This window comes from Flavobacterium taihuense (assembly GCF_019351435.1).
GTDB classification, from domain to species: domain Bacteria; phylum Bacteroidota; class Bacteroidia; order Flavobacteriales; family Flavobacteriaceae; genus Flavobacterium; species Flavobacterium taihuense.
In genome coordinates, this window is the sequence record NZ_JAHWYN010000003.1 from 348420 (window position 1) to 372703 (window position 24284).

General features: G+C 37.0%; 21 protein-coding genes. 18 read left to right on the top strand and 3 right to left on the bottom strand.

The genetic code is table 11. The features are described from left to right. The first annotated feature begins 326 nt into the window (after positions 1–326). The 3 genes from KZH69_RS04985 to KZH69_RS04995 all read left to right on the top strand — a co-directional run bounded on the left by KZH69_RS04985 (position 327) and on the right by KZH69_RS04995 (position 4571). Positions 327–1175 (top strand): hypothetical protein, encoded by an 849-nt coding sequence (locus KZH69_RS04985; protein ID WP_219316351.1) that lies wholly within the window; start codon positions 327–329, stop codon positions 1173–1175. A gap of 139 nt (positions 1176–1314) precedes the next feature. After that, the gene (locus tag KZH69_RS04990) at positions 1315–3312 is read left to right on the top strand and encodes a TonB-copper family protein (RefSeq protein WP_219316352.1); all 1998 of its coding nucleotides are present in this window, start codon (positions 1315–1317) and stop codon (positions 3310–3312) included. An 89-nt stretch (positions 3313–3401) separates the two neighbouring features. Beyond that, on the top strand, positions 3402–4571 hold the full coding sequence (locus tag KZH69_RS04995; protein WP_219316353.1) for a molybdopterin molybdotransferase MoeA: 1170 nt from the start codon (positions 3402–3404) through the stop codon (positions 4569–4571). A 32-nt stretch (positions 4572–4603) separates the two neighbouring features. Here the strand turns inward: KZH69_RS04995 and KZH69_RS05000 are convergent, their stop codons facing one another. Next, entirely contained in the window at positions 4604–5032 is a 429-nt protein-coding gene (locus KZH69_RS05000; protein ID WP_219316354.1) for a putative quinol monooxygenase, read from the bottom strand. A gap of 602 nt (positions 5033–5634) precedes the next feature. Further along, on the bottom strand, positions 5635–6723 hold the full coding sequence (locus KZH69_RS05005) for an AI-2E family transporter (RefSeq protein ID WP_219316355.1): 1089 nt from the start codon (positions 6721–6723) through the stop codon (positions 5635–5637). Positions 6724–6993: 270 nt separating this feature from the next. On the opposite strand from KZH69_RS05005, the gene glgA reads away from it, so the two are divergent. Further along, positions 6994–8220, top strand: coding sequence for a glycogen synthase (gene glgA / locus KZH69_RS05010; protein ID WP_219316356.1), 1227 nt, complete (start codon positions 6994–6996; stop codon positions 8218–8220). A gap of 101 nt (positions 8221–8321) precedes the next feature. On the opposite strand, the gene KZH69_RS05015 is transcribed toward glgA, so the two are convergent. Then, complete coding sequence (locus KZH69_RS05015) at positions 8322–9080, bottom strand: DUF5995 family protein (RefSeq protein ID WP_255557642.1); 759 nt, start codon at positions 9078–9080, stop codon at positions 8322–8324. 325 nt (positions 9081–9405) lie between these two features. Between KZH69_RS05015 and KZH69_RS05020 the strand changes: the two genes are divergently transcribed. The 14 genes from KZH69_RS05020 (at position 9406) to KZH69_RS05085 (ending at position 24183) form a co-directional block, all read left to right on the top strand. Continuing rightward, the gene (locus KZH69_RS05020) at positions 9406–9735 is read left to right on the top strand and encodes a winged helix-turn-helix domain-containing protein (RefSeq protein WP_219316357.1); all 330 of its coding nucleotides are present in this window, start codon (positions 9406–9408) and stop codon (positions 9733–9735) included. Continuing rightward, positions 9732–10481 (top strand): sulfite exporter TauE/SafE family protein, encoded by a 750-nt coding sequence (locus KZH69_RS05025; protein ID WP_255557643.1) that lies wholly within the window; start codon positions 9732–9734, stop codon positions 10479–10481. The genes KZH69_RS05020 and KZH69_RS05025 overlap by 4 nt, the downstream gene beginning before the upstream one ends. An 18-nt stretch (positions 10482–10499) precedes the next feature. After that, positions 10500–11069: a molybdenum cofactor guanylyltransferase gene (gene mobA, locus KZH69_RS05030; RefSeq protein WP_219316358.1), complete on the top strand. Its 570-nt coding sequence runs from the start codon at positions 10500–10502 to the stop codon at positions 11067–11069. Beyond that, entirely contained in the window at positions 11066–11308 is a 243-nt protein-coding gene (locus KZH69_RS05035) for a MoaD/ThiS family protein (RefSeq protein WP_219316359.1), read from the top strand. Before mobA ends, KZH69_RS05035 begins: the two co-directional genes overlap by 4 nt. A gap of 155 nt (positions 11309–11463) precedes the next feature. Beyond that, positions 11464–12612 (top strand): HesA/MoeB/ThiF family protein, encoded by a 1149-nt coding sequence (locus KZH69_RS05040; protein WP_219316360.1) that lies wholly within the window; start codon positions 11464–11466, stop codon positions 12610–12612. A 44-nt stretch (positions 12613–12656) separates the two neighbouring features. Continuing rightward, positions 12657–13130 carry a molybdenum cofactor biosynthesis protein MoaE gene (locus KZH69_RS05045; RefSeq protein ID WP_219316361.1) on the top strand — a complete coding sequence of 158 codons (474 nt, stop codon included), beginning with the start codon at positions 12657–12659 and terminating at the stop codon, positions 13128–13130. A gap of 51 nt (positions 13131–13181) precedes the next feature. Next, entirely contained in the window at positions 13182–14102 is a 921-nt protein-coding gene (gene moaCB / locus KZH69_RS05050; protein WP_369410635.1) for a bifunctional molybdenum cofactor biosynthesis protein MoaC/MoaB, read from the top strand. Further along, positions 14092–15099, top strand: a complete 1008-nt coding sequence (moaA, locus tag KZH69_RS05055; RefSeq protein ID WP_219316363.1) for a GTP 3',8-cyclase MoaA — start codon at positions 14092–14094, stop codon at positions 15097–15099. Before moaCB ends, moaA begins: the two co-directional genes overlap by 11 nt. A gap of 208 nt (positions 15100–15307) precedes the next feature. Beyond that, entirely contained in the window at positions 15308–16258 is a 951-nt protein-coding gene (mnmL, locus tag KZH69_RS05060) for a tRNA modification radical SAM protein MnmL/YtqA (RefSeq protein ID WP_219316364.1), read from the top strand. 353 nt (positions 16259–16611) lie between these two features. Beyond that, on the top strand, positions 16612–18141 hold the full coding sequence (locus KZH69_RS05065; RefSeq protein WP_219316365.1) for an ArnT family glycosyltransferase: 1530 nt from the start codon (positions 16612–16614) through the stop codon (positions 18139–18141). Between the two features lie 376 nt (positions 18142–18517). Then, complete coding sequence (locus tag KZH69_RS05070; RefSeq protein ID WP_219316366.1) at positions 18518–20110, top strand: MFS transporter; 1593 nt, start codon at positions 18518–18520, stop codon at positions 20108–20110. 122 nt (positions 20111–20232) lie between these two features. Next, positions 20233–21282 (top strand): MFS transporter, encoded by a 1050-nt coding sequence (locus KZH69_RS05075; RefSeq protein WP_219316367.1) that lies wholly within the window; start codon positions 20233–20235, stop codon positions 21280–21282. A 98-nt stretch (positions 21283–21380) separates the two neighbouring features. Beyond that, positions 21381–23597 carry a molybdopterin oxidoreductase family protein gene (locus KZH69_RS05080; RefSeq protein ID WP_219316368.1) on the top strand — a complete coding sequence of 739 codons (2217 nt, stop codon included), beginning with the start codon at positions 21381–21383 and terminating at the stop codon, positions 23595–23597. 16 nt (positions 23598–23613) lie between these two features. Beyond that, positions 23614–24183 carry a 4Fe-4S dicluster domain-containing protein gene (locus KZH69_RS05085; RefSeq protein WP_219316369.1) on the top strand — a complete coding sequence of 190 codons (570 nt, stop codon included), beginning with the start codon at positions 23614–23616 and terminating at the stop codon, positions 24181–24183. Positions 24184–24284 lie beyond the last annotated feature (101 nt).

Genomic DNA, 24284 nt, shown 5'->3' on the forward strand with positions numbered 1-24284 from the left:
TTCAATTACTATAATTGAGGCTGTTTGATTTTTCAAAGAGCATATCTTTTATGGAAACAATTGTTTCGTTTTTCGGGCAAATTAATTATACAATGCAAGTATTTTAATTGGCTTCGTGAGTTCGCTAAATTTTATATGGGCGTGACCCTCCGTTAACCCCGATAGCTATCGGGGACGGGTCGGGCTTTCCGTTCCCGCTTTTTTCCTTTTCAATAGCCACGGGTTTAAACCCGTGGCTATTGAAAAGGAAAAAGAGCTCCACTGCAATCCCTCACGCAAAACAAACAAACAGAATCAAGATTTAATTAATAAAAAATGCATTTCAAATGAAAATTCAATTTAAAAAAAATATCATATTATTATTTGCTGCTCTTGCTTTTGCCTCTTGTTCTTCAGATTCTACTGAGCCTACTGTGGATGAACTGGACGGGCTTACAAAGTTTCAAGAAATCACGAACACAACTCATACCATAGAGCTATACCGACATATGGGAGGATTAGTGCAAGGATATAACGAAGTGGCTTTTAGAATCAAAGACAATGCTACTGGAAAATTTATTACAAATGCAACAGCAAGCTGGATGCCCGTAATGCACATGACTTCAATGACGCATTCTTGTCCAAAATCTAAAATTGAAAAGGAATCTGCCGAAGCGACATTATATGAAGGATATATTGTTTTTCAAATGGCTCAAAATGCTACCGAATATTGGGATTTAAAAATAGATTATACTATCAATGGAACTACATACACTGCGACTTCAGTTATTGATGTACCAGCATCAGCCAAACAAACAGTGACAACTTTCAAGGGAATTGATGGAGTGAAATACATTGTTGCCTATGCAGAACCGCATCACCCAAAAGTGGCAATCAATGATATCGAAGTGGCGATTTTTAAAATGCAAGATATGATGACTTTTCCTGTTGTGGATAATTATAAATTGAAAATTGACCCAAGAATGCCAAGTATGGGCAATCACAGTTCCCCAAACAATGTGGATTTGACTCAAACGGCTACCGGTGGATTGTACAAAGGAAAAATGTCACTTACTATGACAGGCTATTGGAAAATAAACCTGCAATTGATGAATGCCAACAATGAAGTTTTAAAAGGGGAAGCCATAACTGATGCTGTTCCTGCAAGCAGTATTTACTTTGAAATAGAATTCTAGTTGAATAAAAAAAGGTCAATTATCAATTTTGATTTTTGACCTTTTTTAAATTGGTTTAAAATTACTTTAAACACGATTAATTATCAATAGTAACGCCAGTGGGGATTGAGTAATCTTGCGCATGCAAAATTTTATTTCGATGAAAAAAATAGTATTCTTCCTTTTGGTAAATTTCTTAATTTCAGTAACTCTTTTTGCTCAACAAGAATCAAAGGATTCGATTGTTGTCAAACCATTGAATGAAGTTATTGTTATTGGAAAAAAAGCCAAATTGTATCAAAAACAAAGTAAACCACTTGCCACGATTGATGAATACCTGCAACAATCGAGCAAAGTCGATATGATTAAAAGAGGCGGTTATGCATGGGAACCGATAATCAACAGTATGGCTACGGAGCGAACGTTGATTACTATAGATGGTATGCGTATTTTTGGAGCCTGCACTGACAAAATGGATCCTATCACTTCTTATGTGGAAGTTTCAAATTTGACTGAGGCTACTGTTGTTTCCGGACAACAGGGAGGGTGTCACGGAGCCACAATTGGAGGGGCTATTGATTTAAAAAAAAATCAAAGCAGTTTTTCTAATACTGGCTGGAGTGCTGATTTGAATGCGGGTTATGAGACGAACAGCCATCAGAAAATTATAGGTTCGGCTGTCAATTATGTAAAGGAATCATTTTATATCGATACCGATTTTATGTTCCGAAAAGCAGATAATTATTTTGCCGGAAATAATGAAGAAATACCTTTTTCGCAATTTCAAAAATTTAATATTTCAGCTTCTACAGGGTTTCGTTTGGATACCGATAAAATTATTAAAGCGGCTGTAATTTATGATAAAGCAACCGATGTGGGTTATCCCGCCTTGCCAATGGATGTTTCTTTGGCTAAAGCATTGATAACTTCTTTGAGTTATGAATATGTTCCTGTAGGATCAACTCTTCAATCTTGGGAAACCAAGATTTATTACAATACCATTACACATATTATGGATGACACCAAGCGTCCCAATATTCCCATCCACATGGATATGCCAGGTTGGAGTGATACGTATGGAATGTATTCAAAAGCAAAAGGTATTTTTGGATCACATCATTTCATTGCAGATGTTAGTTCGTTCTACAATCGTTCTATAGCCGAGATGACGATGTATCCCAATGATCCAACCGAAAATTTAATGTTCATGTACACTTGGCCTGATGTTAGAACGTTGTATTATGGGGTGTTTTTGGAGGATAATCTAGTTCTAAATACCAATTCAGGTTTACTTTTTACAGGAAGTATCGCCAGTCATAGTAATAAAGTCGCCAGTCAATTTGGATTGGAAAGTTTACAGATTTTTTATCCTAATATGGATGCTGTCAATACTCGATTTCTCGGTAGTTTTTCGACCAAGTATAATTATACCAAAAATGGTTTTGAATACGGAGTAGGATTAGGGTATGGAGAACGAGCATCTTCAGTTTCCGAAGGTTATGGTTTTTATTTGTTCAATAGTTTTGATGGATACGATTATATTGGAAATCCTGATTTGGACAAAGAGCAATCCTTGGAATCAAGTGTGTCTTTTGGGTACTCCAAAAGTAAATGGAGTTCTAAATTATCGGCAACTTTTTTTCATATTTCAAATTATATTGTGGGAGCACCAGATGTAAATTTAATTCCTATGACAATTGGCGCAAATGGGGTCAAAGTATATACTGCTTTGGATTATGCCACTCTTTTTAATATGGATTTGAATTTAGACTATCAAATTTTAGAAAGCCTAAAATGGCAAGGACAGTTGGTTTATGCGTATGGAAAAGAAAGTAATAAAAGGAATTTACCCTTTATAAGTCCATTCAGTTATTCTAGTGCATTTAACTATTTCAAAAACCGAATTTCGGCTTCGATTGCTGTTGTTGGAAATGCAACCCAGTCGAAATTCAGTTCCTATTATGGTGAAAATGAAACACCAGATTATGCAGTTTTAAATGCCTTTGTCGGTTATTCTTTTTATGTTGAAAAAAGCAAATGGAATGTTAAGGTAGGGATCGAGAATGTTTTCGACACTTATTATTCTACTTTTTCTAGCTGGAACAACATTCCGAATAAAGGAAGAAATTTTGTTTTGAATTTAAATTTCGGATTTTAGTTTCAACAAAATAAAAGGGATTATCTATTTTTTGAGGCAGTATATATCATTTCCAAATTGTATTTTTGAATACTATTAAAAAATAACCTATGATTTCCGTTCAAGAAGCCTTTTCGATATTAGAACAAAATTTGCCTGCTTTGCATAAAGTGGAGTATTCTCTTTCTCAAGCCAGAAAACATATTTTGGCAGAATCACTTTTGTCACCCATCAATATGCCTCCTTTTCGTCAATCGGCGATGGATGGTTATGCTTTGTGTTTACACGATGCTTTGGTTTATGAAATTGTAGGCGAAATAAAAGCGGGAGATTCTCACTTGGTAAATTTAATTCCAGGACAAGCCATAAAGATTTTTACCGGAGCCGCCATTCCGGATTCGGCGCAAGCGGTGATCCAGATTGAATTGGTTGCTGCAAACGGCACACAATTGTTGTTGGACGAATTGGTAAAACCAGAAACAAATGTCAGACCCATTGGAGAACAAATTTCGGCAGGGGATTTGGCGCTCGAAAAAGGAACTTTGCTGAATTCAGCATCCATCGGTTTTTTGGCGGGACTTGGTTTTACTAAAGTTAGCGTTTTTAAAAAACCAAAGGTTGCAATTGTGGTTACGGGTAATGAATTGGCCAAGCCCGGTACACCACTCGAACACGGAAAGGTATATGAGAGTAACGGAATAATGTTGGAATCTGCATTAATTGATGCTTTTTATGATTCAGTGACTTTATATGAAGTCAATGATGATTTTGAAAACACCAAAAATAAACTGCAAGAAGCGTTAACAAACAACGATATGGTTTTGGTTTCTGGCGGAATATCGGTTGGGGATTATGATTTTGTGGCACGAGCTTTAAAAGAACTTCAGGTGCAGACTTTATTTCACAAAGTCAATCAAAAACCAGGAAAACCTTTGTTCGCAGGTAAATTACGTGATAAAATGGTTTTTGCCTTGCCGGGAAATCCTGCGGCTTGTTTAACTTGTTTTTATGTGTATGTTTTGCCCACATTGGCAATTATGTCGGGTGCGGAGGCGAATTATAAACAAGCTGTTTTGTTTTCATTAGCCCATGATTACGAAGTAAAAAACACCCGTTGTCAATTTTTGAAAGCGAGTGTCAGCAATGGTGAAGCACAAATCTTGTCACATCAAAATTCATCTATGCTTAATTCTTTTTCAGTCTCAAACGGATTGATTTACGTGCCTCACGGCCATTATGAATTGAAAAAAGGAGACAAGGTTGAAGTGTATTTGCTGTAATGATTTTTGAAAACCATATTGTTCATTTAAAATTACATTCCCTCTTTCTTAGCTGAAGCAATTAGATTAACATCTATAAGTTCCAATGCTTGAACCATATCCTTGACAGTTTCTTTGTATTTTTTAAAATGCATTGTTTCTATATGTGATTTGTATGCGGAAGTATCAGCATAGATTTCGAGTATTGTAATTTGTGAAGGGTCGTTTTTGTCGGCAACAGCGTAATAGGTTAATACACCCGGCTCAACACGAACAGCAGTTGTCATTTGCTCTTTTAGTGCAGTGTTGTATTTGTCCAATTGCAATGGATCAACTTTTATTTTTGCCAGTCGAACCATTTGAATTTTTTCCTGTGCCATGGTAGTATTGCTAAATAAAAGTATTAGTGTATATAGGATAATTATAGTGGAAAGTGATTTAATTGGGCTAAACTGCATTTTAGTTGGTTTAAGGATTTTCATAAAATTCGATTTATACATTATACCTATTTTCTATTTAGTCTTCAACGATATCCTATTAAAATAGCTGTTTTGTGATTAAAAAAAGTCTTGTCTTCAGGATTGACAATCCCGATAGCTATCGGGACCAAAATATAAGACCAACTTCCCATTATGCAAAATGTATAAATCCGTTGCTGTAGTTGGCAGGCTTTTTATTTTTTATTTAGAATTTCTAATACAGGTATGAAAGTTTCATGATATTTAGGTAATTCCATATTGTTTGGTTTTATTTATGCACAACTCGTTTATATGTGTGACTCTTATACATTTCCGCTGAAAATTAGGCGTGTAAGTATAAAAAATGCCATAGTTTCATAACCAAATATACAGATTAATCATTATAAATTTTCAAAAGTCTTTTGTTTGGTTGGAGCTATTTATATTCTTTAAATAATCAAAATATTTTGTCTTCCTTAAGCGCTTTGGTGAGTTGCGTGAGGGATAGACGGAAGCTACCGAAGTAGCCCAAATAGCCCGACGCCGTTGAGGAAAGTGGCTTTATAAGCGGTGCGATCAGTAAGCCACTTTTCTCAACGGGGGCATGCCCAAATAATAATGAAAAACTATTCTTCTATTTTTTCGTCTTCTATCATTTCGATCCAAGTTAGGAAAAATTTATAGCCTAGAGTTAGGATAACTGCTCCAAGGAATAATCCGATGAATCCGTTGTAAATGAAACCTCCAATGGCGCCTAGAAATATCACAAGCATTGGAGCTGGTGGATTGCCTCTTCCAAGAAAAAGTGGTTTTAGGATATTGTCGGAAATCATTGTGATGCCTATCCAAATAGCCAGGATGGTTGCGGTTGTGGTGTCCGTAACCGAGAACATATAAATTACAACGGGAATGGCAATAGGGCCAATTCCGATTTGGATAATAGCAAGGATAAGGCAAACAACAGTGAAAATTCCAGCAAAGGGAACTCCTGCCATGAAGAATCCTACTCCTACCATTAAGGACTGAATTAGGGCCACTCCCAGAAATCCTTTTACGACATTGCGAATTGTTGCTACGGTGATTAGAGCATAATGTTCTCCATTGGAACCTATTAGTTTGATGAAGATGTTTTTGGAAACTTTGATGAGTGATTCGGAATACAATAATAATCCCATCGCAATAATAATAGAAATAATGAATTGCAAGATGCCTTTGCCAACTCCTGCTAACGCAAGTATTAACCATTCTCCAACTACTTTTAACTGATCAGAGTATTTAAATACAACATTCGAAATGTCTTCGGAGGCACTTTTCCAGATTTCTAGTATGGGTTTTGTAATTGTTGGCCAGTCCTTTGTGCTCTCTCCCGGAGGCGGAATCAGATGTTCGCCAGCTTGATAGGAATGGCTGAAATTATTGATTTCTTCATATAATGATTGGGATACCAATATGCTTGGAAGGACCAAAATACTGAGCAATATTGCGGCTAGGAAAATGGTAGCCAAAATTTTTTTTCCCCTAAATAATTTCACCACGGATTCATAAATCGGACTGAATGCAACGGCAATGACAATCGCCCAAATTATGATTAAAACAAAAGGTTTCAAGATGTCGTAACACCAGCCGATTAGTAAAAAAAGGACTCCAAGTCGGATAAGGGTGTCGGCGATTTTTTCAAAACTGTAATTATTGAAATTTGAGTTTTTTTGGTTCATATTTGAGTTTTTTTTGATGAATAAAATGGCAATAGAATTATTATGCTAATCTAGTTAAAATGTAGTAATTATCGATGGTATTTAATATTGTCTTTTGTTGAAATTTTAAATAATTTAGAATTTAGATGGAAATTGTTTTAAAATAATAGTTGGTTTCTGAATGAATTAAAATGAGGTTTTGTATTTTTACTAAATTGATATTTTGATGCAATCCAAGACTTTATGGGTGTGTCCTTGTATCAGATTCTATGAATTATAAAAATGTAACAAATGAGGATAGCGCTTTATACTAACGAATTTCCACCTAATATTTATGGCGGGGCTGGAGTTCACATTGATTTTTTGAGTCAGGAACTGGCCAATTTGGGTCAGGTTGAAGTTCGGTGTTTTGGTGACCAAAAAGAAAACAAGGAATCCATGCACGTGGAAGGAATTAATTCCTGTTTGACAAAGATGGTGGATCCTGAAAACGAACACATTAAGATGTATCATAATTTAAGCCGAAATGTCGAAATGGCTCAAACTACCCCAAAAGCTGACATTATTCATTGCCATACTTGGTACACGCATTTGGCTGGTGTTTTTAGCAGGGAATTGTTGCAGGTGCCGTTGATTTTGACAACTCATAGTTTGGAAACCCACCGTCCTTGGAAAGTAGAACAACTAGGAAACGGTTATTTTATGTCCCGATGGATCGAAACCAACGCCTATAAAACTGCCGATGGGGTGATTGCTGTGAGTGAACAAATGAAAACCGATGTGGTGGAAGCGTATGGTGTTGATCCCAAAAAGGTAACCGTAATTCATAACGGAATTGATCCTGAATTTTACAAACCTACTTTTGATGAGGCTTTGTTGACCGAATACGGTATTGATCCAAAAATACCATTTGTGCTTTTTGTAGGCCGAATTACTCGTCAAAAAGGGATTTCGGGATTGATAGAAGCGGCTCAATATTTTAATGAAAATTGCCAAATCGTACTTTGCGCAGGCGCTCCCGATACCGAAGAAATTGCTCTTGAAACATCAACTTTAATTGACGAATTAAAAGCCAAACGAAAAGGTGTAATCCTTATTTCGGAAATGTTGCCTCGTGAAAAAGTCAAAGTGTTGTACAGTCATGCAAGAGTTTTTGCCTGTCCTTCGTTGTACGAACCTTTTGGAATCATTAATCTCGAAGCGATGGCATGTGAAACACCTGTTGTAGGTAGTCATGTAGGCGGAATACCTGAGATTATTGTAGAAGGCGAAACCGGATATTTGATTCCGCTGGAAAGTATTTCTAGAACCAATTTTAATCCGTTGGATCCAACAGCTTTTCAAAAAGCTTTTGCGGAAAAAATAAATACATTATTGGATAATGAAGAACTCGCAACCGTGATGGGTAAAGCTGGTCGAGTGCGAGTGTTGAAACAATTCAGTTGGGAGTCTATTGCGAAAACCACGTTTAATTATTATCAGGAAGTAATCGCCCGATTTGTGAAAGAGCAGGCATAAGATTAGCATAAAATTTTAACCGCAAGGTTCGCAAAGCAAGCGCTATGAACGCAAAGCTTTACGAACTTCGCGGTTTTTTCTTCGTGACTTTGCGGTTAAATTCATTCAATTTTACTTAAATCAATTATTTTTTGAGCAACAGTTCCTTTTTCAAACAATCGAATGAATTTAAAAACAGCACTGACCAAATACCCAGGATTTGAAACCAATCGTGCGATTTCGGTGATTTTTACATCTCTTTCCTGAATGGTGGCTTCTCTTTGATTTTCGGGAAGCACCACAAATTCATTGGCAAATTTCCAAGCACCGTCTCTTGCCGTTTTCATGCTAAAGTCAATAAAGAAATTATCTATTTTGCCGGATAATTTTAGTATAATGGTCAATGTTGGCCAAATTTTAATTAGGCATTTTTCGACACTTTCCACGAGATTGCTAAGAATGGTGTTGATTTGGTCGAAATCGGATTTCAAACTTTCGATATCTTCTGGAGTGCTGACTTGAGCTGATGCTATTCCTAAATCTAGATTCACATGCGCATTGATTCCAAGCAGTAAATGCTGAACAACTATTGGCCAAAAGTCTTCTGCTTGCTGAAACGAGAACTCCCAACATTCCGATGGTTTTTCCTTGGCTTTGTATTGGTAATAGGCTTTCAAATACCGATTGGCGAAAATCACATCCAATTTTTCCATTCGCTCGCCATTTTGAAAAGAACCATTGGCAATACCTTGTTTTATTTGTATTGTGACTTCACGGTATAGTGTGGTAAACAAGCCTATGGCACTTTGTTCCAGTTTTGATGTTGTTATTATTTCATCCAAAAACTGAATGACTTCGTCTATGGTAGTGGCTTGTTTCATGCTTATTTATAGTTGGTTATGGTTGAAAATGAAGAGCGAATATAATTATTTTAATTTTTTAAAGAGCACTTTTTTGGAGTAATTGCCTTGCTATTTTCTTTTTTTAATGCTAAAAGTTAGTGAGTGGGTGAATTGCTGTTTTTTTTTATAACAAAAAAAAGGTTGCAGTGCTGTTTTTTTATTTTTTTGGAATAATCATTTCGTTATATTTGTAAAAGTATAACGAAAATAATCGACTTTGAAATGAGCATAACCGTAAATTGGACATGACTGCAAAAAACAATTATGCGAAGTACATATTCCTATAAAAAAACATCATTTGCATATGAAAATCAAGAGTAAAATTTGGATTGAAACCGATGAAGGAATTCTCATTAGCGAAGGACGTATTCAGTTGTTAAAGCTTATTGAATCAACCGGTTCGCTCAATAAAGCTGCCAAAGAAATGAATATTTCGTACCAAAAAGCTTGGAAATTAATCGATGCTTCGAATAAAGCTTCCAAAGAACCTTTAATAGCAACTCAAGTGGGCGGGAATAAAGGTGGCGGTACAGTTATCACTCCTTATGGTAAATCCTTAATTGAATCTTTTGAAGCGATCAATGTTGCCTGTTGGGAATTTTTGGATTTAGAACTTAAAAAACATTCTTTATGAGTATAGAACATTTATTAGACATGCCTTTACTATTACTATTGTTTCCAATTGTAGCCTTTTTGTATGCGAGTGTAGGTCATGGTGGTGCTAGCGGATATCTCGCTTTGATGAGCGCTTTTGCTTTCCCGATGACGTTCATGAAACCGACTGCCTTGGTATTGAATATTTTGGTTTCGGGGCTTTCCTTTTATTTTTATTACAGGGAAAAAAACTTCAAGTGGAACCTTTTCTATCCTTTTGCACTAACCTCAATTCCGTTTTCGTTTATTGGCGGTTATTTGAAAATTGAAGCTTTTTATTATAAAATAATTCTGGCCACCGTTTTGGTTTTTGCTGTAATGCGATTGTTAGGCCTTTTTGGTAAAGAGAAAGAAAATTTAAAAATTATAAATGTTCCAATGGCATTGGTCTTTGGAGCACTAATTGGTTTTTTATCTGGTTTATTAGGTATTGGTGGAGGAATTATTTTGAGTCCCGTTTTATTATTGATGGGTTGGGCCACAATGAAACAGACTGCAGCAGTATCAGCATTGTTTATATTGGTCAATTCAATATCTGGTCTTTTTGGTTTTGTGTCGCAAGGCGGAAGTTTACCTGCTTCTTCAGGAATGTTAATCGGATTGGTTTTTATAGGAGGATTATTTGGTGCATATTATGGAAGTGCCAAATTCAATTCGAAGGCGTTGCGTTATGTATTGTCTGTTGTTATCGGAATCGCCATTTTTAAATTATATGCAACAGCGTAATCATTCTTAAAGAGAATTATGGAAAATAAAATAACGGCAATTATTTTGGCAGGCGGTAAAAGCCAGCGCATGGGAGCAGACAAAGGACTACTGAATTTGAACGGAAAAACATTCATCAAACACATTTGTGATGTTTTGAAACCAATAGTTGGTTCAAATATTTTAATTGTGTCAGGTAGCAAAGAATATGATGCTTTAGGTTTTATCAGAGTCGAAGATATTATTGAAAACAAAGGACCAGTTGGAGGACTTTATACCGCACTGTCAGCGTCTAAAACCAAAGTGAATTTGGTTTTGAGTGTTGATGTGCCACTAGTTTCGAAAGAACTGTTGGAATGGATTTTAAAAAATCATGACGAAACCTATATGGTTACACAAACCAAAAGTGGAGATAAAACGAGTCCGCTTATTGGGGTTTACGACCGCTCGATGCGAATTGTTTTCGGAGAACACATGGCGGGAAATCAATTGAAATTAAGGCAAGTGATTGAAGATGTCAAACACCAAACTCTTGAAGTTCCTGAAAAATGGAACAACCAAGTGCAAAATATAAACACACCAGAAGAATATCAAAATTTAATCAAATGACCATAACGCTAAAATATTTTGGTTTAGTCGCTGATATCACGGAGTTGAAAGAGGAACAATTTACTTTCGATGAGGAGACTATTTCAGTTTCAGTATTAAAATCAAAAATAGAGAACAGTTACCAAACTATGCAAAACACTACTTATGCTATTGCTGTCAATCAAGCAATGAGTAGTTTGCAAGCCACCATAAAGGATCAGGATGTAATTGCTTTTCTGCCACCGTTTGCTGGAGGTTAGAAATTTAAGATTGCAGATTTAAGATTGCAGAAATGTAAATTGGCAATAATTAGAATAGAAAACTTAGATGAACTTATGTTTCTTAAATGGTTAAGAAATTTTAAAAGGGAAACTTATATGACTTATATGTTTAAACCAAGTTCCAATATTTGAAAATGGCAAATTCCAAACGTTATTCTAGACAAATAGTTCTTCCTGAAATAGGAGAAATAGGTCAGCAAAAATTGCAGGACGCTCGTGTCTTGGTAATTGGTGCCGGTGGTTTGGGTTGTCCGGTTTTACAAAATTTGGCTGCCGCAGGAGTAGGTAACATCGGAATTGTGGATGGAGACGTGGTGGAAGAAACTAATTTGCACAGGCAATTATTATATACCTTAAAAGACTGCGGAAATAGCAAAGCAGAAACAGCCAAGAAAGCTATTTTCGAACTCAATCCTGAGATTAATGTAACCGTTTTTTCAGAGTTTTTCACTGCCCAAAATGCCGCTCGTATAGTTAAGGATTACCAAATCATTGTTGATTGCACCGATGCTATTACAGTTCGCTATTTGATTAATGATATATCGGTCGCCAAAAGGATTCCGATGGTGTATGCCTCAATTCACAAGTTTGAAGGACAGATTTCAGTATTTAACTATAATAACGGGCCGAGTTACCGTTGTTTGTTTCCCGAGCAGGAAAGACTGAATGCGATTCCGAATTGCGCTGATTCAGGAGTTTTGGGAATTTTGCCCAACACTATCGGAACATTGCAGGCTACAGAAGTCTTAAAAATAATACTCGGAATTGGTGAAATATTGTCGGGGAAATTATTGATTTACGATGCTCTGCATTTTCAAACTCAAACGATCAATTTCTCCAAAAATCCAAAAATGATTGAAACCGCCACAAAGAAGTATTATTCGCAAAAAAAAGAACAAGCGGTTCCTGACATCCAAAATCTAAATGTTTTTTCGGAAGAAAAAGGAATTATAAATGGAACTCTGTTTTTAAACAATAAAAAAGTAGAAACAGATTTAAGTCCAGAGTCTTTTTTAGAAAAATGCAAACAATTCGGAATCGTTGTTATTGACGTTCGAGAATTAGACGAAACACCAGAGTTTAAAGGAAATAATGTAATTCGGATTCCTTTGAGTATGTTAGAAGATTACAGTAAGAAATTGAGTAAAAATCAAGAAATTGTTTTGTTTTGTCAAACGGGCCAGCGAAGTCTAGCCGCTATGAATTATCTTCAAAAATCAGGATTTGTTGGAGTTTTTCATTTAGGAAAAGGCATTGAATCTTTGAGAAATCAAATTGAATAACAATGTCCAATTTTAATAAAAAATAAAAAGATACAATATTAATTATGTCAACAGATAAAGCCAAAAAAAGTTCTTTTATTCAGGGACAAATAACATCCGAGTTCATTGGGAATTCGATTGCCAAACACCAAAGCAAAACCACAATTGGAGCACATAATATTTTTCTGGGGCAGGTTCGTGCCGATGTGATTGAAGGAAAAGCAGTCGCTGCGATTGAATACACGGCCTACGAAGAAATGGCGGAACAATCGTTCTACGAAATTCGAGAAGCGGCTTTTGCCAAATATGAGTTATCGTGTTTGCACATTTACCATAGTTTGGGAACGGTAAAAACAGGTGAGATATGTTTGTTTGTTTTTGTTTCGGCACCAAGACGAAAAGTCGTTTATGAAGCTTTGGAATTTTTGGTGGAAGAAATAAAAGAAAAGACAGCCATTTTCGGGAAAGAAATTTTTGAAGATGAATCATATACTTGGAAAAAGAATAGCCCCCCAACCCCTGAAGGGGGAGTTCTGTAGATTGTCTTAAATGCATGACAATAAGCAAAAATCTAAAATCTAAAATCTAAAATCTCCATGGTAGATATCACCCATAAAATAATCACACAACGCACTGCTACGGCTCAAGCCATTGTAAAAGTTGGTTCGCCAGAAACAATGCAGGCCATTCTGAACAAAACCGTTCCAAAAGGTGATGTGCTTGAAGTATCGAGAACTGCGGGTTTATTTGCCGTAAAAAATACTTCGAACTCCATTCCGGATTGTCATCCTATGCCGATTGAGTTCACCGGAATCGAATATGAACTATTGGAAGATTCAGTGTTGATAAAGGTAACGGTAAAAGCGATTTACAGAACAGGAGTGGAGGTCGAAGCCATGCACGGAGCATCGATTGTGGCTCTAACAATGTACGATATGTTAAAACCGATTGACAAAAAAGTTGAAATTTCGACCATAAAACTGCTCCATAAAAAAGGAGGAAAATCCGATTATGGTGTCAAAGAAAATCTGGATTTGTCGGTAGCGGTAATCGTTTGTTCGGACAGTGTTTCCAGCGGAAAAAAAGAGGATCGAGCAGGAAAAGTAATCTCGGACAAAATCAAGAATCTGGGATTGAGCATTTCGAGTTATTCGGTCATTCCAGATGAGGTTGCCGATATTCAGGAAACCTTAAACAAGCTGTGTTCGGCCAATAAAGATTTGGTAATTTTCACTGGCGGAACAGGTTTGTCTAACCGCGATGTGACTCCCGAAGCTATTATTCCAATGCTCGATCGTCGTATTCCCGGAATTGAAGAAGCCATTCGCTCTTATGGACAGGACAGAACGCCTTATGCGATGTTGTCCAGAAGCGTGGTGGGTTTCAAAGGAAATACACTAATTATGGCCTTGCCAGGTTCCACAGCGGGAGCCAGTGAATCTATGGATGCTGTATTTCCTTCCGTATTGCATTTATTCAAAATATTAAATGGTTTCAACCATGGAAAATAAAATCAATCCAATGCAGGACAACCACGGCAGAGCGCACAATTACCTCCGCATTTCGATTACGGAACACTGTAATTTGAGATGTACCTATTGTATGCCGGCCGAGGGGATTGCCCTTACGCCAAGAGCGCATCTGATGACTGCAGACGAGATTATTATCATTGCCAAAACTTTTGTAAAACTCGGCGTGACCAAAATTAGATTGACCGGTGGTGAGCCTTTGGTACGAAGAGATGCCAAAGATATTATTAAGCGATTAGGGAAATTGGGAGTTGAACTCACTTTGACCACCAACGGAATTCTGGTGCACGAATTTATAGATACGTTCAAGGAAGCCGGAATTACCACTTTGAACGTGAGTATCGACAGTTTGAAAAAAGACAAATTCAACCAAATCACCCGTCGCAATTATTTTGAAAAAGTAATTGAGAATCTCGATTTATTAGAAGCGAATGGATTTCAGGTAAAACTAAATGTGGTTGTGATTAAAGGTTTTAATGATAACGAAATTATTGATTTTATAGAGATGACCAAAGACCGAAACATTCAAATCAGGTTTATAGAGTTTATGCCTTTTGATGGTAATCAATGGAACAAAGAGAAATTGGTGAGTTATGCCGAAATCCTTTCGCAAGTCAATGTTTTTTATTCCGAACAAAAAGTAGAACGTACCCAAGACAAACCGAACGATACTGCCAAAAATCATAAAATTGACGGCTATCAAGGAAGTTTTTCTGTAATCAGTTCCGTGACAAATCCGTTTTGCAGTACCTGTAACCGCATTCGCCTAACCGCTGACGGGAAACTAAAAAACTGTTTGTTTTCCAATACCGAAACCTCTTTGCTTGATACCTTGCGAGCGGGAGAATCTATCGAACCGTTGATCTTCCAAAACATAAAATCCAAACACGCCATGCGAGGCGGAATGGATGATGATGCTAAATTCCAAAACCCGCTTCTTTTTTCTCAAAATCGAAGTATGATTAAGATTGGGGGATAAGTGAAACAATAGAAAATCATTTCACGAAGACTCGCGAAAAAAACACAGAGATTCACGAAGAGAATTACTTTTTTGCTGACCCTTTGCGATTCTTTGTGTGTTCTCTGTGAATCTTTGCGAAACAAATCTTTAATGTAACAAGACCCCGTTTTAAAATCCCTGATAAAAGTCATTGTTGGCACTATACAATAGTGAATACCTTTGCAAAATGAATGCAGAAAAAGAATCCAACAAGAAAGGGTACAACAATTACGGCACACATCTCCGTGAAAAATACAATGGTCAAAAAGTTTTCAAAGTAATTGTAGATGGTAATTTTAGTTGTCCTAATCGAGACGGGCTAAAGGGCTACGGCGGTTGTACCTATTGCAATGTAGATTCTTTCACACCCGATATTTCCAGAAAAGCGCCTACCATCGAAGAACAGTTGTTGAAAGGCATGGAGCGTGCCAAAAAATCATACAAAGCCGACCAATTCATTGTTTACTTTCAGCCCAACACGAACACTTATGCCAGTGTCGATTATCTCAAAAACATTTACGACCGCGCCTTGTCTTTCAATCCCGATGAGGTTGTCGGGTTTTCGGTAGGAACTCGGCCAGATTGTATTGATGCCGAAAAAGTGGCTTTACTCGAAAGCTATTGCGACCGATTCGACGTTGATCTCGAAATGGGAATGGAATCGATGTATGACGAAACGCTAGAAAAAATAAATCGAGGGTGTACTCACGCCGAGTTCGTTACCGCTGTGGAATTGTTAAAAGACAGCCCAATCGATTTGTGTGTACACACCGTTTTCGGATTTCCTTGGGAAACCCACGAAATGATGCTCAACTACATTGTCGAAATCAACCGCTTTGCCCAAATAAAATTCGTCAAATTCCATCATTTACACATAGTTGAAGGTTCGATTATGGGCGTGCATTACAAAAGAAACCCGTTCCCGCTTTTCACTTTGGAACAATACACCGATCTACTTTGTGACATCATCCCACTCCTGCGCCCCGATATCGTCATCCAGCGCCTCTTCGGAATCTCGGATTGGGATTTGCTCATCGCTCCAAATTGGGGACTCAAAAAGACCCAAATTCAGCATTATATCGACTCGACAATCAAGCAAAGAGGTGTCATCCAAGGTTCCAAATACAATCCAATTTAGAAATTGCAAGGATCATTTACTTCGTCAATTCTCAAAAGCTCTTGTGGGCGTGACCTCCGCTAGAAAAAAGGGCTAGTTTCATTGTCGTCACTGCCCTTTTTCCTATCGGCGGTCGGGCTATCCATGCTACTTTGGTAGCTTATTTCTATCCCTCACGCGGTTTACAAGATGTTTAGGGAATATGAGATGTTTTTTTTATCAATAGTTTTCTAAACGTATGAGTTATAGCCCACGGTTTTAACTAGGTGGTAACCATTGTCACTATCTTTTCAAAAGAAGTTTTTACTGTAGTATAAATCCTTTATATTTACATTAGAATTAATACTAGTAACGACCATAACTAACAGTATCCAATGACCAAAAAGACACTACTATTACTAGGCTTCATTATATTGAAATTTGTACTGCAATATTCTTTAATAAGCCCAGATTACGATTTGCAACGAGACGAATATTTGCACCTTGATCAAGCCCATCATTTGGACTGGGGGTATTTATCGGTTCCTCCTTTTACCTCTTGGATTTCGTATCTTATTTATCTTTTAGGAAATTCGGTTTTTTGGGTTAAATTTTTCCCTGCTTTGTTCGGTGCCTTGACTATTGTGGTGGTATGGAAAGCCATCGAAGAATTAAAAGGTAATTTATTTGCCTTGGTTTTGGGTGCAACTTGTGTGTTTTTTTCGGCATTATTGAGGTTGAACACGTTATACCAACCCAACTCTTTCGACGTATTGTGTTGGACGACTTTTTATTTTATTCTAATCAAATACTTCAATTCCGAAAACACCAAGTGGCTTTTCATTGGAGCAATTCTATTTGCACTTGGCTTTATGAATAAATACAATATTGGCTTTTTAATTATTGGGTTGATTCCTGCTATTGTCTTGACGGAGCAACGCAAAATCTTTGGTCAGCCTAAATTATATGTTGCTCTCATTGTGGGTTTGTTTATGATTTTTCCCAACCTTTTGTGGCAGTATGATAATAGCTTTCCCGTAATTCATCATTTAAAAGAGTTGGCCGATACACAATTGGTTTATGTAGATCGATTGGATTTTTTAAAATCACAACTGCTCTTCTTTATTGGTTCTTTTTTTGTGATTGTATCGGGATGGTTGGCCTTGTTATTGTACAAACCTTTCCAAAAATACAGGCTGTTCTTTTGGAGCATTATTTTTACACTTGTAGTCTTTATATATTTCAAAGCCAAAGATTATTATGCTATCGGGCTTTATCCTATTTACATTTCCTTTGGCTCTGTATATCTGGCCAACCAATTAAAAGAAGGTTGGAAACGATATTTACAGCCGGTTTTAATCATAATACCTATTCTGCTTTTTATCCCGATGTACAATGCTTTTTTTCCAAATAAAAGTCCGGAATACATAGTGAATCATGCTAAACCGTATCAAAAATTCGGTTTGCTTCATTGGGAAGATGGTAAGGACCATTTATTACCACAGGATTTTGCTGATATGCTGGGTTGGAAAGAATTGGCCATGAAAGTAGATTCTGTTGCTGCAACTCTGCCAGATTTGGAGCATACCTTAATTCTGTGCGACAATTACGGGCAAGCCGGCGCAATCAATTATTATACAACTAATAAAAAAGTGGTGGCCCATTCCTTTAATGCAGACTATATCAATTGGCTTCCATTAGATAAAAAAATAAAAGATGTTATTTTGGTAAAGGAGGAAAACGATGATGATAAAGACAGAAAAAGAGAAATTCCATTATTTGACACCGTTTATCTAGCCGGTAAAAGAATCAATAAATTTGCCAGAGAACCAGAAATTTTCATTTATGTATTGCGAGGAGCAAAAGTGGATGTCAACAAAAGGATAAAAGACGAAATGGAACGGAAGAAGAATTATAGTGAATGATAATGTTTTATTCAACTATCTAAAATAAAAAAACCTTATTCAAAAAAAAGAAATTTGAATTTGAATGATTTGTTTTTTATTGCCCAGATTGTTTTGTGGTTTTGTTAATTGAAAGGTTTTAAAAAGTCGAAGGAAAATCCAACAGATTAAAAAATATTACCTTTTAAAGGAAATACCTTTACAATTCATAGTTATGATTATTTTACTAATTTCTTTCGACTGATAAATATCATATTTTAATTTTTTTTTGTCTATTAATTTTACACCAATAAATAAAGGACTTTTTTATCTTATTTAAAAAATGGAAAATTGTTGTCCGATTGAATTTGGAATAGGACAATTGCAAAATTAAATTCTGAAAATAAAAAAAATAAATATGAAAACATGGTTAGACAAATGGGAGCCAGAAGATGAAAATTTCTGGAAAAATACAGGTAGTAAAATAGCTTGGAAAACTTTAACGATTACAACCTTGTCATTAATATTTTCTTTTGCTTCTTGGTTTATGATGAGTGTAATTGCGGTGAAATTACCAGGGCTTGGTTTTCCGTTTTCCAAAGACCAACTTTTTTGGTTGGTGGCAATACCTGGTTTGGCTGCAGGATTTTTAAGAATTATTCACACGTTTATCCTTCCTATTTTCGGGACAAGGCATGTAGTGACTGTGGCAACATTACTCAAATTAATTCCAGCAATTGGAATCGGGTTTGCAGTAATGGATACCACTACTCCATTTTGGGTATTTGTTCTTTTGGCTATTACCACTGGTTTTGGTGGTGGAGATTTTTCATCCTTTATGCCTAGCACAAGTCTATTTTTTCCAAAAAGATTAAAAGGAACAGCGTTGGGAATTCAAGCTGGTATAGGGAATTTTGGGGTTAGTTTAGCTCAGTTTATTACTCCGATTATTTTGAGTGTTAGTATTTACGGAACCACTTCGGTATTTACAAGTATCGATGCCAAAGAAACTCAGAATGTTTTAACAGACTCAACAGTTGAAAAACAAAAAGAAGTCTTTGCCGCCTTGGACACCAAAACGCAAAATAAAATTTTGGCTACTGTAAAGAAACCAGTGTTGGATTCTGTTATTGCAGCTACGAAATCAAATCAAAATTTCGAAATTTTCACTGCATTACCACTGAATGAGAAATCTAAAGTGATTGCAAATGCAAATCCTAAATTAGCTGAAAAAATATTAAACAAGATAAGTCCCAAAAATGTGGCGGTAAATAAAAGGGAAATCTATATTCAATCTGCTGCATTTTGGTACATTGGTTTTCTCTTGGTTTTGGCATTTATGAGTTGGTTTTTTTTAAAAAGTATTCCGATGAAGGCTTCAATAAAAGATCAAATGGATATTTTTAAAAACAAACATACTTGGTTATGTACCATTACCTATGTGATGACTTTTGGGACGTTTGCAGGGTTATCGGCAGCTTTTCCTTTGATGATAAAATATTTGTATGGCGATTTTCCTGATGCTCCAGATCCATTGGCTTACGCTTTTTATGGCCCATTGATTGGTTCTGCCAGCAGAGTTACTTTTGGTTTTGTGGCCGATAAAGTGGGAGGAGCTATATTGACGACTATTACCGGAATCGGAATTTTGGCGGGATCTATTATTTTGGTTACCCAAGGATTGGTTGCGCCAACGAGCATGGATCAATTTCCGCTTTTTGTAGGGGTAATTTTGGCGATGTTCTTTTTTACGGGAATTGGTAATGCGGGTACTTTTAGACAATTTCCTATCATATTTTCTGAAAATCAACGTCAAGCTGCAGGTGTAATTGGATGGACTGCTGCAATTGCTGCTTTTGGTCCTTTTATATTCTCTAAATTCATTGGAAATAATATAGCGGTCAATGGTACAGTCAATCAATTTTTTATTGGCTTAATTCTTTTCACTATATTAGCAACAACAATTAATTGGTGGTTTTACAACCGTAAAGGTTGTGAGAAGCCAAGTTAGTCGCCCAATCCCCGAAGGAGGATTTTATAAAACTTTTATCCTAACAGGTCTCAAAGACCTGTTAGGTGTTTAATATAACGGAATATCTGAATCTACATCATTTTGTTATTAATACATTGAATATGAAAAACAATACCTACAATACCAAAGCTTTACTGATTGCAACAGCGCTTTCTATTTTTATGATTGCTCTTGTGTTTTTTGGTTCCAGAAAATTGCAGAATTTTGATGCCGCACTGGTGACTTATTTATTTGGGACGGTATTTGCTTTTTTTGGGATCGTGTATCGTTATACAGTTTGGTTGCAAAGGCCGCCGACTTGGATTTATTTCAAAAGAGGTATTACATATTTGATAACCGGCAAAGTGTTTTCGCATTTTTGGTTTGCTACGAAAGAGTCAGTGGAGAATATTGCGTTTCAAAAGTTTATCTATCCTAGAGGGAAATACCGTTGGGTAGCGCATTTTATGATTGCAGTGGGATGTACGTCAGCATTTTTGATTACGATACCGCTCACTTTTGGCTGGATTAATTTTGCAATGGCGCCTAACACGATTTCAGTATATGAAGCCTATTTTTTCGGGTTTAAAGTAATGGATTTCAACTTGGATTCTATTACTGCTTTTTTGACTTTCCATGCTTTGAACTGGTCATCTTACTTGGTTATTTTTGGTTCCTTGTATTATTTAAGAAGACGTTTGACAAATCCGGGACTTATTGCAACTCAATCTTTTGAAGGAGATTTGCTGCCACTTATTTTACTGATAGCCATTTCGGTTACAGGATTGGGATTGACATATTCCTATCAGTTTATGAAAGGATTTGCTTTTGATTTTTTGGCAGTTTTGCATGCAGTTACGGTGATTATGTTTCTGATCTGGATTCCATTTGGGAAGTTTTTCCATATCATTCAACGTCCCGCTCAAATCGGGGCACATATTTATAAGAAGGAAGGAATGAAAATGGGAATGGTGGTTTGCCCTCATACGGGTGAGGAGTTTGCCACTAAATTGCATATTCAGGATTTAAAAACTGTAACAGAGCAATTGGGTTTTGATTTTTCTCACGAAGATGGAACGTCACATTTAGATTTAAGCCCTGAAGGGAAAAGGTCTAGATTGGCACAAGCGCATTTGAAAGCTAGGCTAAAAGGAGGGAATTTGTTTGGATGATTATTTAAAAATAGAATGCAGGATTCAGACGGCAGAATGCTGAATTTTGATTTTTTGCAAAAAAAAACAAATAACATACAACTGTAAAGAAATATAAAATGGCAAAATTACCAGTAGCAGAGGAGAATATAGTTAAGCATTTTGGTCCCACTCTAAATTATGCGCCCAAGGATGGCTATGTTGGACGGGACGAACCGGATGAGGCTGTGAAAACACATTGTTGTTTTTGTGGGATGCAATGTGGAATCCAATTGTTGGTGAAAGAAAATAAAGTAGTGGGGTTTGAGCCTTGGATGGAGTTTCCATTTAATGAAGGAAGGCTGTGTCCAAAAGGGGTTCAGCGTTATTTGCAGAATAACCATCCCGACCGTTTGATGTCTCCGTTGAAGAGCGTTCCTGGTCAAGGATTCGTTCCTGTTTCTTGGGATGATGCGATGGACAAAACGGTTTCGGAAATTAAACGCATTCAGGAAAAATACGGGAATGATGCGTTCTCGATGCTATCTGGAGTTTCTTTGACGAATGAGAAAAGTTATTTGGTTGGTAAATTTGCCCGCGTGGCTCTGAAAACCAAAAACTTAGATTACAACGGACGTTTGTGTATGGTGAGTGCAGGTGCGGGTAACAAAAAAGCGTTTGGACTGGACAGAGCTTCCAATAATTATTCGGATTTGGAATATGCGGAAGTAATTATTGTGGCTGGAGCCAATATCAGTGAGACTTTTCCAACACTGACACACTGGATTTGGAAAGCCCGTGATCGAGGTGCTAAAATTATAGTGATTGACCCAAGGATGATTCCGCTGGCGAGAACGGCCGATATTCATTTGGATGTTCGCCCGGGAACCGACTCGGCTTTGTACGGCGCAATGTTAAAATATTTGGTAGATCACGATATGCTGGACCACGAATTTATAGATAATTATACTTCCGGTTTTCAGGAAACAATTGATGCCGTAAAAGATTATACGCTGGAATGGGCTGAGGAAGTTACGGGAATCGACAAAAATAAAATACGCCAAGCGGCTGAATTGTGGGGCAAAGCTAAGACGAGTTTCTTGCTGCACGCTCGTGGAATAGAACACCACTCAAAAGGAGTAGATAATGTTTTGGGTTGTATCAATTTGGTACTCGCCACTGGAAGAATAGGCAGACCGTATTGCGGTTATGGAACTATTACTGGTCAAGGAAACGGTCAGGGAGGTAGAGAACACGGTCATAAATGCGATCAATTGCCCGGGAATAGAGATATTGAGAATCCAGAACACCGAAAGTATATTTCGGAAGTTTGGGGAATCAATGAGAAAGATATGCCAGGAAAAGGGCTTTCGGCTTACGAAATTATCGAAGCCATTCATCGTGGAGAAATTAAGGGATTGATTTCGATTTGTTTCAATCCGCTAGTGTCATTGCCGAATAGTAATTACGTTCGCGAAGCCTTGGAAAAACTAGAATATTATGTATGTATTGACTTTTTCTTAAATGAAACTGCACGTCATGCTGATATTGTACTGGCGGGATCTTTGCAGGAAGAGGAAGAAGGAACCACAACATCTGCAGAGGGAAGAGTAATTCGCATTCGCCAAGCGGTAACACCTCCGGGAGATGCCAGAACAGATACGTCAATTATTTTGGAATTGGCCAAACGTTTGGGAGTGAAAGATAAGTTTACGTATGAGAACAGCGAATCTATTTTCAATGAATTGCGTGTGGCTTCCAAAGGAGGAACGGCAGATTATTACGGTATTACATACCAAAGAATTGAAGACGAAATGGGTGTTTTTTGGCCATGTCCAGAAATAGGTCATCCAGGAACACCAAGATTGTGGGAGGACAAAAAATTTAAAACACCTGATGGGAAAGCGCATTTTAATCCCGCTCCGTATAAACTTCCGGGCGAAGTTACCGATGCGGATTATCCTGTGATTTTGACTACAGGTCGTGTGGTGTCGCAATACTTAAGCGGTACCCAAACCCGTAGAATTGGTAAATTGGTCGATCAATATCCAGAGCCATTATTGGAGATTCATCCTAAACTAGCTCAACAATATGGAATCAAACAAAGAGAATTAATAAAAGTTTCCACTCGACGCGGAGAAGGAATTTTCCCTGCGAATATAGTCGAAACTATTCGGGAGGATACTGTTTTTATACCGTACCATTGGTCGGGCAAAAAATCGGCCAATCAATTAACGCCCGGGACATTGGATCCAATTTCTAAAATACCAGAATTTAAGGTATGCGCCTGCCACTTGGAACCGCTTAAAGAAATAGCGGCACCCTCGAATGAATCAACAGCGTATGCAAGTGTTTAATCTATAAAAAAGAAGTATGAATTACACCAGTTTCAATAAAAACGAGGAATTTTTTGTAGATATGCAACGTTGCATTGGCTGTAAAGCCTGTGAAATGGCTTGCGCTGAATGTGAGACCAACGGTCAGGAATCCTTAATTCATGTAAATTATGTGGATAGGGCTTCGACTGTGCAAACCACTGTTCAAGTTTGTATGCACTGTGACGATCCTGTGTGCGCCAATGTGTGTCCAGCAGATGCCATATCCAAAGATGAAAACGGAATCGTACACACTGCCAACACCGAAAGATGTATAGGTTGTTCGAATTGCGTAATGGCTTGTCCATTTGGTGTCCCGAAAAAAGAAGAATCTTATGACTTGATGATGAAGTGTACGATGTGTTATGACCGAACCAGCATTGGAAAAAAACCAATGTGTGCCACAGTTTGTCCAAGCGGAGCTTTGTTCTTTGGAACGAGAACCGAAATCGAGGAAATGCGCCCGAACAGCACGCCAATCAATACATTCATTTTTGGTAAAGAAATAGTCAACACCAAAGTCAATATCATGATGCCAAAAGGAAGTACGGAGTTGATTATTTATTAAGATTTTAGAAAATTGAGAACAGAAGGCAGATTTTAGATTGCAGATAGCATCAAAAAACTGAAACTTGAATACTGAAACAAAACTTTTTACAACATAAAGAA